Consider the following 14,066-nt stretch of genomic DNA (forward strand, 5'->3'; position numbering starts at 1 on the left):
ACGCACCGAGAAAGGCCCGAGGTTGACCCGCACCCTCCGCGACCGGAGCAGAACCGCCCCCGCCGTCCTGCTCGCCGTCCTCGGACTCCTGCTCGGCGCCTCCGCCTGCGCCACCGGCCGGGCCGCCACCGCCACCGACCCGAAGGCCGGGGCCGCCGCACCCGCCGCCGACCCGGACCGGATCGAGGCGCTGCCCGACACCCCCGCCCCCCGACTGCCCGTCACCGTCCCCTCCGCCGACGGCCGCCAGGTCACCGTCACCAGCGCCGAGCGGATCATCCCGCTCAACGGCAGCCTCGCCGAACTGGTCTTCAGCCTCGGCCTCGGCGACCACGCGGTCGCCCGCGACGTCTCCACCACCTTCGAACAGGCGGCCAAGCTCCCCGTCATCACCCAGGCCCACGAGGTCTCCGCCGAAGGCGTCCTCTCGCTGCGCCCCACCGTGGTCCTCGCCGACCGCAGCACCGGCCCCGCCGAGGCCGTCGAACAGATCCGGGCCGCCGGCGTCCCGCTGATCGTCCTGGACGACGCCAAGAGGCTGGACGACATCGGCCCCCGGATCGACGCCGTCGCCGCCGCCCTCGGCGTCCCCGAGGCCGGCGCGCAGCTCAAGGAGCGCACCCGGCAACAGATCGCCGAGGTACGGGCGCAGCTCCCGGCCGCCGGGGCCGCCCGCCCCAAGGTGGCGTTCCTGTACCTGCGCGGCAGCGCCTCGGTCTTCCTGCTCGGCGGCCCCGACTCCGGCGCGCCCTCGCTGATCGAGGCCGCCGGCGGCGAGGACGCGGGCACCGCCGCCCGCCTCACCGGCGACTTCACCCCGCTCACCAGCGAGGCCCTGGTCAAGGCCGCCCCCGACGCGATCCTGGTGATGACCAAGGGCCTGGAGTCGGTCGGCGGCGTCGACGGCATGCTCAAGCTCCCCGGCGTCGCCCAGACCCCCGCCGGACTCGACCGCCGGATCATCTCCGTCGACGACGGCCGCCTGCTCTCCTACGGCCCGCGCACCCCCCAGGTGCTGCGCGAGATCGCCGACCAACTGCACCGGGACGCCAAGTGACCACCACCGCCCCGCCCGAGACCCCCACGCCTGCTTTGGACACGAAGCCCGCCCGCGACAAGCGCCCGCTGCTGCTGGCCGGACTCTGCGCCGCCCTGCTCGCCGTCGCCCTGCTCGCCGCAGGCACCGGCGCCTACGCCATCCCGCTCGGCGACATCCTCGCCTCGCTCGCCCACCGCGCCCACCTCGGCGGCCACGCCCTGGAACGGGTCCCCGAATCGGTGCTGTGGAACGTCCGGCTGCCCCGCGTCGTGCTCGCCCTGCTGGTCGGCGCCGCGCTCGGCTGCACCGGGGCGCTGATGCAGGGCGTGTTCGGCAACCCGCTGGCCGAACCCGCCGTGATCGGCGTCTCCTCCGGCGGCGCGGTCGGCGCCGTCGCCTGCATCGTGCTCGGCCTGGACGCCCTCGGCTCGTGGACCGTCACCGCCGCCGCGTTCGCCTCCGGCCTGCTCACCGTCGGCGCCGTCTACGCCGTGTCGCGCAGCGGCGGCCGCACCGAGGTGGTCACCCTGCTGCTCACCGGCGTCGCCGTCAACGCGTTCTGCGGCGCCCTGATCGGCCTGCTGCTGTTCACCGCCGACACCGCCGCGATCAGCCAGGTGACGTTCTGGCAGCTCGGCTCGCTCTCCCAGGCCAGCTGGACGAAGGTGCTCGCCGTCCTGCCGTTCGCCGCCCTCGGCCTGGCCGTCGCCCCCCGCTACGCCCGCCGCCTCGACCTGCTCGCGCTCGGCGAACGCCCCGCCCGGCACCTGGGCGTCGACGTCGAACGGATGCGGATCGTGCTGATCACCGTGGTCGCGCTGCTCACCGCCGCCGCCGTCGCGGTCAGCGGCATCATCGGCTTCGTCGGCCTGGTCGTCCCGCACCTGCTGCGGATGCTCGCCGGCCCCGGCCACCGCTTCCTGCTGCCCGCCGCCGCCGTCGGCGGCGCGCTCGTCCTGGTCGCCGGCGACCTCGCCGCCCGCACCCTGGCCGCACCCGCCGAACTCCCGCTCGGCGTCCTGACCGCACTCATCGGCAGCCCGTTCTTCTTCTGGCTGCTGCGCCGCACCCGACGCCGCCAGGGAGGCTGGGCATGACCGCACTGCTGGAGGCCGAGGGGATCGGCTTCGCCGCCGGGGGACGGGAGTTGCTGGCCGACGTCGACCTGACCGTGCGCGCCGGGGAGATCCTCGCCCTGCTCGGGCCCAACGGCGCCGGGAAGTCCACCCTGCTGTCCGTACTGGCCGGCGACCGGCGCCCCGCCCGCGGCGAGGTCCGGATCGACGGCCGCCCGCTGGCCGGGCACAAGCCGCTCGAACTCGCCCGCCGCCGCGCCCTGCTGCCGCAGACCCACGAGGTGTCCTTCCCGTTCCCCGCCGCCGAGGTGGTCCGGATGGGACGCGCCCCCTGGTCCGGCCGCTGCACCCCCGCCGAGGACGAGGCGGCCGTCGCCCGCGCGATGGCCGCCACCGACTGCACCCACCTCGCCGGGCGCCCGTTCACCGCGCTCTCCGGCGGCGAACGGGCCCGGGTCGCCCTGGCCCGGATCCTCGCCCAGGACACCGCGCTGCTGCTGCTCGACGAACCCACCGCCGCGCTCGACCTGCGCCACCAGGAACTCGTGTTGCGGATCGCCCGGGAACGTGCCGACGCCGGACACGGCGTGGTCGTCGTCCTGCACGACCTCACGCTGGCCGCCGCGCACGCCGACCGGATCGCCCTGCTCGACGCCGGACGCACCGTCGCCACCGGCCCCACCGGCGAGATCCTGGACGCCGACCTGCTCAGCCGGGTCTACCGCCACCCCGTCGAGGTCCTGGCGCACCCGCGCGGGGGCGCGCCGATCGTGCTGCCCGAGCGCCCCCGCGAAGCAGATTGACGGATCGTCGGCCCGGGAAGATCCACCGATGGTGGACGACCGATCGGGCGAGATCAGGGCCGGGGCGCGGTCCGGGCGGGTGACCCGGTCCGGCGGTCCACATGTCCGCGCCAGGTACGGGTAACCGCACCAGCAGGAACCGGACCACCCGGACACCCGGAGGCACCACGATGCACCTCACCATGGTTCTGCTGCTCAGCCCCCTCGTCGTCGCGGCGGCCGTCACCGCGACCCGCGCCCCCGCCCGCCGCGGCCGCCACCGCGCCGCCCCGCGCGGCCGCCAGTCCTGACGCCCGGTCAGAGGCGCTGCGGCGTCAGCCCTTCCGGCGGTCGACGCTGAAGTGCCCCGTGCCGTGGTGGCCCGGGCCGCCGAGGCTCAGGACCAGCAGGGTGCCGTACCGGGCCCGGGCGTCCGCCGGCTGCGGCGGCCGGCGCGGGACGCTCCAGCGGCGGTGGCTCAGCCGGGCGGTCCCGGGGCCGCGGCGCGGCGCCCGCCCCGGTTCGGGCGGCGACAGCGGCGCCCCCGGCCGGTCCCAGTCGATCCGCAGCCCCGGGGCGCCGAACTCCGGTGCGGGCGGCGGGGTGTCGCGCCGCCCCTCCGGCACCGGCAGCCAGTCCGCGAGGCCCTGCCGCCGCAGCTCGTCCAGGACGTCGGCCACCTCGCCGCGGACGCCGAACCAGGCGACGGCTCGCAGGTCGCAGGTGACGCCGTGGACGGAGGGGGAGCCGAAGTTCACGATCCGGGTGTAGCGGGTGAAGGACTCGGTGAAACGCGTCACCACGTGCTCCAGGCCGTCCACCGCGCCCAGCCGCCCGACCGCGGCCCGCATCTCCCGCTCCGCCGCGTCCCGGCGGGCCCGCACCTCGGGCGAGGCGGCCAGCCGCCGCATCGTCCGCTTCGGGGGGCCGCCGATGTTCGACCCGTGGAGCCACAGCACGGCGAGCCCCCCGACCAGCCCGAACGCCCGGGCGCACCGGGCCCCCAACGACTCGCTCCGCGCCACTTCCGCACCTCCGGTTCCGTCTTCCCCGCCTCCGGGCCGGCCGTTCACGCCTCCGGGCCGGTCATCCGTGCCTCCGGGGCCGGCTTCCGCTCCACTGTCGGCGAGTCGCGGGCCGGGCGCCTGAGCATCCGTACTCAGGCGTCCGGCGCCCGGTCCGTCCCGGCGGCGGGGGAGGGTGAGCCGCGGCGGTGGTCGATGAGGGCGGCGAGGCCGTCGAGGATCCGGGCGATGCCGAAGTCGTAGGCGTTGTCGCGGCCGTCGGGGGGTTCGGCGAGAGCGGCGGCGAGGGCCGGGTAGCGGGTGGCGTGGGTGTGGACCAGGGGGACGAGGGCGCGCAGCAGTTCGGCCTCGGGCGAGCCGTCGCGGGACTGGCGGTGCTGGGCGGCGATCGTGCGGACGTGGCCGACCAGCAGCACGGCGGCGTCCATGCGTTCGGTGCCGGACAGGCCGTGGCCGTCCAGGGCCGCCACCACGCGTTCCAGCCAGGCGAGTTCGCGCGGGCCGGTGGGGCGGGGGGCGGCGAGGGCGTCCAGCAGCCAGGGGTGGGCGGTCAGGACGGCGGACATCCGGCGCGCCCAGTCGGTGAGCTGCTCGCGCCAGGGGGCGTCGCTCGGCGGCGGCGGGTCGCCCGCGGCGTGCTCGACCATCAGCGCGACCAGTTCGGCCTTGCCCGGCACGTACCGGTACAGCGCCATCTTGGTGTGGCCGAGCAGCCCCGCGACCCGCTGCATGGACACCGCCGCCAGGCCCTCGGCGTCCGCGGCCTCGATCCCGGCGCGGGCGATCGACTCCAGGGTGAGGCCCGGTTTCGGCCCCCTGGTCGGGCGGGCTGGCGGCTCCCACAGCAGCCGCAGCGCCGGGTGCGGTTCGGTCACGGCCCCTCCTCGCGCCACGGGCCGGCCTTGTGCGCGACCCGGAACTGTGTCTACCGTACACAGCAACGAACTGCGTCCGGTGGACGCAGTTGATCGGCGGTGACCCGCCGCGGGAGGAACACCATGCGGATCCTGATCTCCGGCGCCGGCATCGGCGGCCCCGCGCTCGCGTACTGGCTCGCCCGGTACGGGCACCGGCCCACCGTGGTCGAACTCGCCCCCGGGCTGCGGGCCGGCGGGCAGGCCGTCGACTTCCGCGGCCCCACCCACCTGACCGTGCTGCGGCGGATGGGCCTGCTGGAGGAACTGCGCGAACGGCAGACCGGCGGCACCCCGATGACCTTCACCGACGTCCGCGGTCGCACCCGGCTGCGGCTGCCCGCCGAGTTCGCCGGCGGCGAGGTGGAGATCCGGCGCGGCGACCTGGCCCGGCTGCTGCACCGGCACAGCGCCCCCGGCACCGAGTACCTGTTCGGCGACACCGTCACCACCCTGCGGCAGGACGAGCAGGACACCGGCGGCGTCCGAGTGGGCTTCCGGCACGCCCCCGAACGGCACTTCGACCTGGTGGTCGGCGCCGACGGCCTGCACTCCCGGGTCCGCGCCCTCGCCTTCGGACCGGAACGGCAGTACGTCCGCCACCTCGGCTACTACGCCGCCACCTGGCCCTTCGCCAACCGCCTCGGTCTGCCCGCCGGCAGCACCGGCCTCAACACCCCCGGCCGGCTCGCCGCCGCCGGAGCCGACCCCCGCGACCCCGAACGGGCCGGCGCCTTCCTGCTGTTCGCCGCACCCGAACTCGCCCTCGACCGGCACGACCCCGCCCGCCTCAAGGCCCTGCTGCGCGAGCGCTTCGCCGACCTGCCGCACCCCGTCCCGCAACTGCTCGCCACCCTGGACGAGGTCGACGACCGCGACCTGTACGTCGACTCGATCAGCCGCGCCGACGTCCCCGCCTGGTCCACCGGCCGGATCGCCCTGCTCGGCGACGCCGCCTGCGGCGCCACCATCGGCGGCATGGGCACCGGCACCGCACTGGTCGCCGCGTACGTGCTGGCCACCGAACTCGCCCGCGCCGACGGCGACCACCGCGCCGCCCTCACCCGCTACGAGCGCACCGTCCGCCCCTACGCCGAACGCTGCCAGCGCGGCGGCGACCGCACCGGCCCCTTCCTCGCCCCGCGCACCGCCCGCGGACTGTGGCTGCGCAACACCCTGCTCGGCCGGCGCGTGCTGCTGGAGCGGATGCTCGCCATGGGCGAGGACATCGCCACCCTGGACCTGCCCGAACCCGCCCGCGCGCCGCAGCGCTGAGCGGCGGGACGGCGACCGGCGCGGCAGTACCCTTATTCCATAGAATGCGCGAGGAAGAGGTGACCGCCGTGGCGGACCGGGCCGCGAAGACCGAGCTGTACGAGGCGTTCGCCACCACCGGCAAGGCCCTCTCCAACGGAAAGCGGCTCGAACTGCTCGACCTGCTGGCCCAGGGCGAACGCACCGTCGAAGCCCTCGCCAGGACCGCCGGGCTCAACCTCACCACCGCCTCCGCCCACCTGCAGACCCTCAAGCAGGCCGGACTCGTCGCCACCCGCCGCGACGGCGTCCGGATCCACTACCGCCTCGCCGGGGACGACGTCGCAGCCCTGTTCGCGCAGCTCCGCCAGGTCGCCGCCCGCCACCAGGCCGCCGTCGCCCCCGCCAGCGCCGCCTACCTCGGCGCCGACCCGGCCGACGACAGCCTCACCCGCGAGGAACTGCACGCCCTGGTCGCCGCCGGACGGGTCGTCGTCCTCGACGTCCGCCCCGCCGAGGAGTACGCCGCCGGACACATCCCCGGCGCGCTCTCCATCCCCGTCGAGGAACTCGCCGACCGGATCGGCGAACTCCCCGCCGACACCGAGGTCGTCGTCTACTGCCGCGGCGCGTACTGCGCCCTCTCCCACGACGCCCTCCGACTGCTGCACGCGCGCGGCCGCCGGGCCGTCCGGCTCGACGACGGAATGCTCGAGTGGCGGCTCGCCGAACTGCCCGTCGAGGCCGCCTGAACCGGCGGGGACGCCCCTGCGCGGGGGGGGGGGGGGCCGCAGGGCGGTCGGGGGAGCGCCGCAGGGCCGGTGCGGGGGCGTCGCCGGGTCGGTGCGGGGGTGCCGCAGGGCCGGTGCGGGGGTGCCGCAGGGCTGTCGTCGGCATCGGCTAGAGTCCGGCACGAAAACCGGAGAACGGCGACGGGGGACCTCGGGTAACGTGCCCGTCGGCACCGGGGGCGGAGACACCGCGCCCGGAGCGTTCCCAGGGGGAGAGAAGAAGCTCATGCGCACAACCGGACGTACGTTCCTCGCCGTTGCCGCCGTCGCGCTCGCACTGACCGCGACCGGCTGCGGAAGCAAGGGCGCCGGCGGCGACGCCGCCCCGAACGGCTCGGACAAGGGCAACGGCAACGGCGGCGGCAGCTCGGCGGCCGCCACGAAGGACGCCGCCCTGACGCCCGCCGCGCTGCTCAAGATGGTCGGGGACAAGACCAGCGCGGCCAAGTCCGCCAAGGTCGAACTGGTCACCGAGATCGGCGGCACGAAGAACGAGATGAAGGGCGCCATCGCCTGGGAGCACGGCATGCAGGGCCAGTTGACCGGCAGCCTCGGCGGCGCGCTGGGCACGAACATCGCCAAGGCCGGCGGCGACGGCAGCTTCACCGCCCGCTACCTCGGCGACGCGATGTACGTGAACATGGGCGACGGGATGGCGAGCCAGCTCGGCGGCGCCCACTGGATCAAGTACGACTACGCGGACCTCGCCAAGCTGATGGGCCCCTCCGGCGAGAGCCTCAAGAAGCAGCTGCAGACCGCCGACCCGATCGCCTCGGTGCGGGCCCTGATCGCCTCCGGCAAGATCAACGAGGCCGGCACCGAGACCGTGAACGGCGCCCCGACCACCAAGTACACCGGCGACGTCACGACCGACGACCTCGCCGGGCAGGCCATCGCCCAGGGCCTGACCCAGGAACAGGTCGACGGCCTCAAGCAGCAGCTCGCCACCGCCGGAGCCACCAGCGACCACATCGAGGTCTGGATCACCGCGGACAACCTGCTGGCGAAGAAGGTCGAACAGCTCCAGATGAAGGCCGGCCTGTTCACCGCGACCGGCCTCTACTCCGACTACGGGACCCAGGTCGAGACCAGCGCCCCGCAGGCGAGCGACACGGTGGACTTCACCGAGCTGATGAAGGGCGCCAAGACCGGCAGCTGATCGGCCGTCAGCACCGTGGCTGACCGGTGTCCAGCACCGTAGCTGACCGGTGTTCAGCGTCGTGCGCGAGGGGCCGGGCCGGGATTCGTCCTCCGGCCCGGCCCCTCGCCGGTTCCCTCGCCGGTTCCCGCCCCGGCCCCTCGCCGGTTCCCCGGTCGGGACGGGAACGGGGTGGAAACGGGCGGCGGGCGGTGGGCGGTCGCCGGTAGGGTCGGGGCCGTGTGCACCTACGCCGTCTTCCCCGCCAAGATGCACTACGCGTGCGTGTCCTGCCGGGTCAGCTTCAAGCGCCACCCCGCCGACCACCGGGGCCCCGGCTACCGCTGCCCGAACTGCACCGAGCCGCTGGCCTGCGCCGGCCACGACTTCGCCGCACCCCGCCGGACCGACCGGAAGGCCTGGTCGGTGGTCGCGGCCGTGCTGGCCGCCGGACTGCGCTACGAGGGCTTCGAACCCTGCGGATGCGGACGGGAACCCAAGTTCCGCCCCCGCACCCGCGCCCAACTGCGCTCCCGCCGGACCATCGCCGCCCGCACCGGCACCCCGCTCGCCGAACTCCTCGCCCGGGCCGACCCGTTGACGGCCGACTGAACCGGGACGCATGCCGTCGGGGACACCGACGGCACCGTACCGCTCCGTTGCGGGTTCAAGGGGTGCCTCGCCACCGCGCGGTGGGGCCGGAAGGCTGTCCCCGGGGGGCCCGGCGGCGGCCGGGTGTGAAAGTTTCCCGGATCGGGAGGGTTGTCGGGGACCCTTCCGAAGTGCGGTGCGACGTGTGCGAAGGGGCCGTTCGACAGCAGTTCGACAGCGTGGCGCGGGGTCAGCGGCGGGTGGCGGGGCGGGAGTTCGTGGTGCGGGGGGCCTGCCGCGGGGGCGGGTCGGGCCGCTAGCATCGGCCGCGGTTCGCTGCGGGAGCGCTCCCACGCTTCGGCTCCCGCATCGTCCCCGGTCAGCATGTCCCCACCTCGATGCCGACCGCCTCTCCCACCCGAGAGCACCCCCCGGAGGACACCGTGCACACCCCCGACCCCCACCGTCGCGCCGCCGTCCCGCCCGCCCGGCCGACCCGTCGCGCCGCCGCCCTCGCCCTCGCCGCCGCAACCGCCGCCGTCGGCCTGGTCGCCGTCACCCAGTCCGGGGCGGACGCGGCCGTGCAGGGCAGCCTGGCCGCCGACACCCAGTTCTACAAGGACCCGACCTCGCAGGTGGTCAAGTGGGCCGCGGCCAACCCCGGCGACTACCGGGCGCCGGTGATCTCCAAGCGGATCGCCAGCCAGTCGCAGGGCATCTGGTTCGCCAACTACCGCCCCGACACCATCACTTCCGACGTCCGCACGGTCACCTCGGCCGCCGCCCAGGCCGGCCAGGTACCGGTGCTGGTGGCCTACATGATCCCCAACCGGGACTGCGGCGGCGCCTCGGCCGGCGGCGCCCCCGACCTCGGCTCGTACGACGCCTGGGTCGGCAAGTTCGCGGCCGGGCTCGGCAGTTCGCGCTCGGTCGTGGTGCTGGAGCCCGACTCGATCGCGCTCACCACCTGCCTGAGCGCCCAGCAGCAGAGCGACCGGTTCGCCTCGCTGTCCCGCGCCGTCGGCACCATCCACGCCGCCAACCCGAACGCCAAGGTCTACCTCGACGCCGGCCACTCCGCCTGGAACTCGGCCTCCGAGCAGGCCAACCGGCTGCGCAGCGCGGGCGTGCTCAACGCGGACGGCTTCTTCAGCAACGTCTCCAACTTCAACACCACCGCCAACGAGACCTCGTTCGCCCACAACGTGCTGAACGCCCTCGGCAACCCCGGCAACCTGCACGCCGTCATCGACACCAGCCGCAACGGCAACGGTCCCGCGGGCAGCGTCTGGTGCGACCCGAGCGGTCGCAAGATCGGCAACTACCCGACCGCCGCCACCAACGACAGCGCGGTCGACGCCTTCCTGTGGATCAAGCCCCCGGGCGAGGCCGACGGCTGCGCGGCCGCGGCCGGGACGTTCGTGCCCGACATCGCCTACCAGCTGGCCCAGAACGCGTCCGACCCGAGCACGCCGCCCACCTCGCAGCCGCCGACGTCCCAGCCGCCCACCTCGCAGCCCCCCACCTCGCAGCCCCCGACGTCGCAGCCCCCGACCTCCCAGCCGCCGACGTCCCAGCCGCCGACCGGGAACGCGTCCTGCTCGATCGCGTACCGGGCCAACTCCTGGGCGGGCGGCTTCACCGCCGACGTGACGGTGAAGAACACCGGCAGCAGCGCGATCTCCGGCTGGAAGCTCGGCTGGACGTTCCCCGGTGACCAGAAGATCACCAGTGCCTGGAACGCCACCGTCACCCAGAGCGGGGCCGCCGTCACCGCCACCGACCTCGGCTACAACGGCACCCTGGCGGCCGGCGCCTCCACCAGCTTCGGCCTGCAGGCCACGTACGGGTCGAACAACACCACCCCGACCGCCTTCACGCTGAACGGCGCCGCCTGCACCACCTCCTGAACCATCCTTCCCCGCCCCGCCGGCCACCCCCCACCCGTGGGCCGGCGGGGCACCCCTTTTTCCGGCGGCCTGCGACGCGGATCAGGGCCGGAGCTGAACGGCCGTCACCATCACGTAGCCGACCAGCAGTCCGAACAGGCACACCGCCGTGATGTACCGGGGAGTGAACGGCAGCCCCGCGAGCGACGGGTACAGCAGGACGGCGCCGCCCGCCGCGAGGTCCGCGATGTACAGGCCGTCCGGCGGCACGATGCCGGTGCTGCGGGCGGCCCAACCGGTGGCGATCAGGAACCCCGTCAGCAGGGTGAACCCGGACAGCAGCCCGGAGCCGATCGCCCCGAGCGTGGGATGCGGTTCCGGGAACGGCTCGCCCTCCGGAACCTCTGGGCGCACCCGGTGCGCCACCGCGAGCGCGCCCACCGCGAGCGCCATGGCCCCGAGGGCGCCGATCAACGGAGCGGGATTCAACGGCTCCTCCTGGAGAAGGCGAAGTGCTGCCCGGCGAGGGCCGCGAGCGCGGCCGGCAGCAGGACGGTGACGAGCAGGACGGTCGCCCAGACCGAGGGCTCGAGCGGCCCCGGCCCGGCCGGGGTGTCCGGCGGCGGGGCGGCGACCAGGGTCGAGTGGGCGGCGGTGGGGGTCGGGGCGGGGGTGGGGGTGTGCGTAGGGGTGGGAGTCGGTGAGTGGGACGGAGGTGGGGGTGGGGACGGGGTGGGGACGAGGGCCTGGGCCTGGGCCTGGGGGTGGTGGGAGGCGGACGGGGTGGGCGGGTGCGACGGGTGCGGGACGGTGGGTGTGGGTGTGGGTGTGGGTTTCGGCGTGGGGGCCGGGTGCGTAGTGGGTGCGGGAGTGGGGCTGGGAGTTGGTGAGTGGGTCGGGGAGGGCGAAGGGGTGGGGGTCGGGGAGGGCGAAGGGGGCGGCGTCGGCGTTGGCGTGGGGGTGTGGCAGTGCCAGGGCCAGGGCCAAGGCAGCGGCCAGGGAGGGTGGTGCGGCAGGGGAAGTGGGGGGTGCGGGTGGTGCGGGGGGAGTGGCGGCGGGTATGCGCCCGCGGCATGGTCCATTGCCCGATCATCGGACCGTCACCGTGGTGCGCGGTAGTCGTTCGGGGTCAAACCCCACCGGCCGGTGAACCCTCCTGACCTGCGGCGGAATGCGTGGGCGAGGGTCGGTCGCCCGTTCGATCGAAGGTGGCGGCGGCGAGGGCCACCGCGGCGGCGGCCAGCACCGGCCAGCCCGTGCCGAGCAGCAGGGCCAGCACCGCCGGGCAGCTCACGGCGGCGGCCAGGCGCGGCGCGCCGTCCAGGACGCGGACCGCCGCCGCGGTGCAGGTCAGGTAGACGGTGAGGAACAGGGCGGTGGGGACGGCCACCAGCTGGGAGGTGGTCAAGGCGCCGGTGCCGACCAGGGCGAACAGCGGGACGCCGGTGAGCACGGTGGCGGCCAGCACGATCAGCGAACCGCGGCGGCCGGCCGCCGTCCCGGACGGGAGCAGGGCGTCCAACAGGGCGGCGGCGCCCGTCAGGTAGGTGTTGGTGGCGGCCAGGGTGAGCACCAGGGCGGCGCCGGCGGCCAGCAGCGGGCCCCGGCCGCCGATCGCGGCGCGCATCAGGTCGGCCAGCGGGACGGAGCCGCCCGCGCCCGGCCCGAGCACCGCGACCGTCGCGGCGGCCAGGCCCAGGCAGAGCAGCGAGGTGACGGCGAAGGCGATCAGCACCACCCGGCGCAGCTGGCGGCGCGGGTCGCGCAGCCGGGTGGTCAGCGAGGCGGCGGCCTCCCAGCCGACGAACGCGAACATCAGCGGCGGCGCGGCCTGCCCGACCCCCCTCCAGCCGTGCGGCAGGAACGGCGTCCAGTGCGCGGCCCGGGCGGCCGGGGCCGCGCCCAGCACCGCGAACAGCACCAGGCCCACCAGTGCGGACACCAGCACCAGTTGCAGCCCCGCGCCGGTGCGCACCCCCAGCAGCCGGACCGCGAGCACCAGCACCAGCAGCACCAGCCCCGCCCGGACGGCCGCCGTCCCGTCCGCACCGACGGCCGCCGCCGCGTAGCTCCCGCCGATCAGGCAGACCACCGGCGCGCCGGCCACCACCCCCGCCAGGAAGCACCACGCGGCGGCCCGGCCCGCCCGCGCGCCCAGGCCCGCCGCCGTGTACCCGGCGACGCCGCCCGCGGAGCCCAGCCGGGTGCCGAGCGCGCAGAACACCACCGCGATCAGCCCGGACAGCGCCAGCAGCGCCAGCCACGTCAGCAGCGAGGCCGGACCCGCCGCGCGCGCCGCGAGCCCCGGCAGGAGCAGCAGGCTCGGGCCGAGCAGCGCGCCGATGTACAGCGCGGACGCCCCGGCGGTGGAGAGGCGGGAGGACGGGAGGGCGGAGGAAGGACGGATCCGGGGACGGGGACGGGTGTTTGACGGGGTGTTGGTCATGCCCTGATCCTGGCCCCGATCGCGCGGCATCCGCTGGCGAAATCAGCCCCGGGGGAGGGCTCCGGCGGCAGGTCATGCCGGGAAAGCGCTATTCGGCGGCAGTGCGTGCCGGGGATACGAGGCAGGGTGGCGGGGTGGGGCGGCGGGATGGGGCGCCGGGACAGAGCGGCCGGCGATGTCCACGGCTCCGGGCCCGGCCGCGCCCGCGGGGGCACGTGCACCAGCGGCGGACGCGGCCCGCGTGCGCGGCCTACTCGTTCGGGTCCCACTCCGCGAGCTGCTCCATCGGCTCGGTGTCGCCGGTGATCTCCAGGCCCTCGAACGGGGTGCGCGCGTAGAAGTAGAGGACCAGTTCGCTCGCCGTGCCGCGGACCACCAGGTCGCCCGGCTCCGCGTCGGCGGCGAGGTCGGTGCAGCGGACGCCGCCGGGGTCGAGGGTCAGGCGCCAGGAGCCGCCCTCGGTCGCGTGCAGGTCGATGGTCGCGGGCTTGAACGGCCAGGGGACGGACGTCGCCGAGACGGTGGTCAGGAACTCGTCGACGCCCTCGACCGCGACGTCCGCGGGCAGCGGCCGGGCGGCGCCCAGGGTGAGCTGGACGTCGTAGGTGTGGACGGCGATCTCCTGGACCTGGTGCCGGGCCACGGCGCCGCTGGTCTCCGGGGCCTGCGAGCGGCCCCACCACGTCCAGCAGCCGCGGTCCGGGCCGGCCTCGCGCAGTGCGGCGAGCATCAGCTCGGTCGACTCGGCGAGCCAGGCGTCCAGGGCCTCGCGGTCGCGGGGCGCGGTCGGGGCGCCCTTCGGGTCCGTCCTCGCCGGGGGCTCGGCGCCCGGGCCCGCCGCGACGATCGCGGCCTGGCGGCGGCGGCCGTCCCCGAGGTGCTGCGCGAGCTCGCGCAGCGTCCAGTCCGGGCAGGTCGGGACCTGGACGTCGAGGTCGGGGGCGGAAACGAGCGCGGCACGGAACGCGGTCGAGCGGTCCTCGATCAGCCGCAGGACCTCGGGGTACTCCAGGATTTTCTGCACGCCGGTGGTGTATCACGGGGCTCCGGCCGCCGGGTAGCGAATTTGCCGGACGGGGCGGCAGCGGCCTGACGGCCGGTCAACTGCCGGACACCGTGCC

The 14,066-nt window shown here is 75.6% G+C and carries 13 protein-coding genes; 8 read left to right on the forward strand and 5 right to left on the reverse strand.

The genetic code is table 11. The annotated features are described in order from the left end of the window. Positions 1–22: 22 nt before the first annotated feature. Genes OU787_RS33840 through OU787_RS33850 form a run of 3 tightly spaced genes read left to right on the forward strand, consistent with a single transcriptional unit; the run spans position 23 to position 2,918 of the window. A complete protein-coding gene (locus tag OU787_RS33840; RefSeq protein WP_268661709.1) occupies positions 23–1,057 on the forward strand; it encodes a heme/hemin ABC transporter substrate-binding protein in 1,035 nt (344 codons plus the stop codon). Then, positions 1,054–2,136, forward strand: coding sequence for a FecCD family ABC transporter permease (locus OU787_RS33845; protein WP_442788615.1), 1,083 nt, complete (start codon positions 1,054–1,056; stop codon positions 2,134–2,136). The genes OU787_RS33840 and OU787_RS33845 overlap by 4 nt, the downstream gene beginning before the upstream one ends. After that, complete coding sequence (locus tag OU787_RS33850) at positions 2,133–2,918, forward strand: heme ABC transporter ATP-binding protein (protein ID WP_268661710.1); 786 nt, start codon at positions 2,133–2,135, stop codon at positions 2,916–2,918. The genes OU787_RS33845 and OU787_RS33850 overlap by 4 nt, the downstream gene beginning before the upstream one ends. Positions 2,919–3,232: 314 nt before the next feature. Here the strand turns inward: OU787_RS33850 and OU787_RS33855 are convergent, their stop codons facing one another. Together OU787_RS33855 and OU787_RS33860 are read right to left on the reverse strand one after the other, a co-directional pair. Beyond that, positions 3,233–3,922 carry a hypothetical protein gene (locus OU787_RS33855; RefSeq protein WP_157852581.1) on the reverse strand — a complete coding sequence of 230 codons (690 nt, stop codon included), beginning with the start codon at positions 3,920–3,922 and terminating at the stop codon, positions 3,233–3,235. 134 nt (positions 3,923–4,056) lie between these two features. Continuing rightward, positions 4,057–4,797: a TetR/AcrR family transcriptional regulator gene (locus OU787_RS33860; RefSeq protein ID WP_268661711.1), complete on the reverse strand. Its 741-nt coding sequence runs from the start codon at positions 4,795–4,797 to the stop codon at positions 4,057–4,059. Positions 4,798–4,920: 123 nt separating this feature from the next. On the opposite strand from OU787_RS33860, the gene OU787_RS33865 reads away from it, so the two are divergent. The 5 genes from OU787_RS33865 (at position 4,921) to OU787_RS33885 (ending at position 10,520) form a co-directional block, all read left to right on the forward strand. Next, positions 4,921–6,111 carry an FAD-dependent monooxygenase gene (locus tag OU787_RS33865; protein WP_268661712.1) on the forward strand — a complete coding sequence of 397 codons (1,191 nt, stop codon included), beginning with the start codon at positions 4,921–4,923 and terminating at the stop codon, positions 6,109–6,111. A 59-nt stretch (positions 6,112–6,170) separates the two neighbouring features. Continuing rightward, a complete protein-coding gene (locus tag OU787_RS33870) occupies positions 6,171–6,842 on the forward strand; it encodes an ArsR/SmtB family transcription factor (RefSeq protein WP_268661713.1) in 672 nt (223 codons plus the stop codon). Positions 6,843–7,107: 265 nt separating this feature from the next. Further along, entirely contained in the window at positions 7,108–8,040 is a 933-nt protein-coding gene (locus tag OU787_RS33875; RefSeq protein WP_268661714.1) for a hypothetical protein, read from the forward strand. Positions 8,041–8,259: 219 nt separating this feature from the next. Continuing rightward, positions 8,260–8,631: a hypothetical protein gene (locus OU787_RS33880; RefSeq protein ID WP_268661715.1), complete on the forward strand. Its 372-nt coding sequence runs from the start codon at positions 8,260–8,262 to the stop codon at positions 8,629–8,631. A 422-nt stretch (positions 8,632–9,053) separates the two neighbouring features. Continuing rightward, a complete protein-coding gene (locus tag OU787_RS33885; protein ID WP_268661716.1) occupies positions 9,054–10,520 on the forward strand; it encodes a glycoside hydrolase family 6 protein in 1,467 nt (488 codons plus the stop codon). Between the two features lie 81 nt (positions 10,521–10,601). Here OU787_RS33885 and OU787_RS33890 read toward each other — a convergent pair whose 3' ends face one another. The 3 genes from OU787_RS33890 to OU787_RS33900 all read right to left on the reverse strand — a co-directional run bounded on the left by OU787_RS33890 (position 10,602) and on the right by OU787_RS33900 (position 13,969). Continuing rightward, positions 10,602–10,988: a hypothetical protein gene (locus OU787_RS33890; protein WP_157852580.1), complete on the reverse strand. Its 387-nt coding sequence runs from the start codon at positions 10,986–10,988 to the stop codon at positions 10,602–10,604. Positions 10,989–11,628: 640 nt separating this feature from the next. After that, on the reverse strand, positions 11,629–12,945 hold the full coding sequence (locus OU787_RS33895; protein ID WP_268661717.1) for an amino acid permease: 1,317 nt from the start codon (positions 12,943–12,945) through the stop codon (positions 11,629–11,631). A gap of 250 nt (positions 12,946–13,195) precedes the next feature. Further along, positions 13,196–13,969: a maleylpyruvate isomerase family mycothiol-dependent enzyme gene (locus OU787_RS33900; protein ID WP_268661718.1), complete on the reverse strand. Its 774-nt coding sequence runs from the start codon at positions 13,967–13,969 to the stop codon at positions 13,196–13,198. Positions 13,970–14,066: the final 97 nt, after the last annotated feature.

The organism is Kitasatospora sp. YST-16, from assembly GCF_026802215.1.
Classification (GTDB): Bacteria; Actinomycetota; Actinomycetes; order Streptomycetales; family Streptomycetaceae; genus Kitasatospora; species Kitasatospora cineracea.

What these genes read in the sequence shown, in the direction of transcription:
- OU787_RS33875 (WP_268661714.1), top strand. Translation starts at nt 7,108, where the DNA reads ATGCGCACAACCGGACGTACGTTCCTCGCCGTTGCCGCCGTCGCGCTC.
- OU787_RS33850 (WP_268661710.1), top strand. Translation starts at nt 2,133, where the DNA reads ATGACCGCACTGCTGGAGGCCGAGGGGATCGGCTTCGCCGCCGGGGGA.
- OU787_RS33865 (WP_268661712.1), top strand. Translation starts at nt 4,921, where the DNA reads ATGCGGATCCTGATCTCCGGCGCCGGCATCGGCGGCCCCGCGCTCGCG.
- OU787_RS33895 (WP_268661717.1), bottom strand. Translation starts at nt 12,945, where the DNA reads ATGACCAACACCCCGTCAAACACCCGTCCCCGTCCCCGGATCCGTCCT.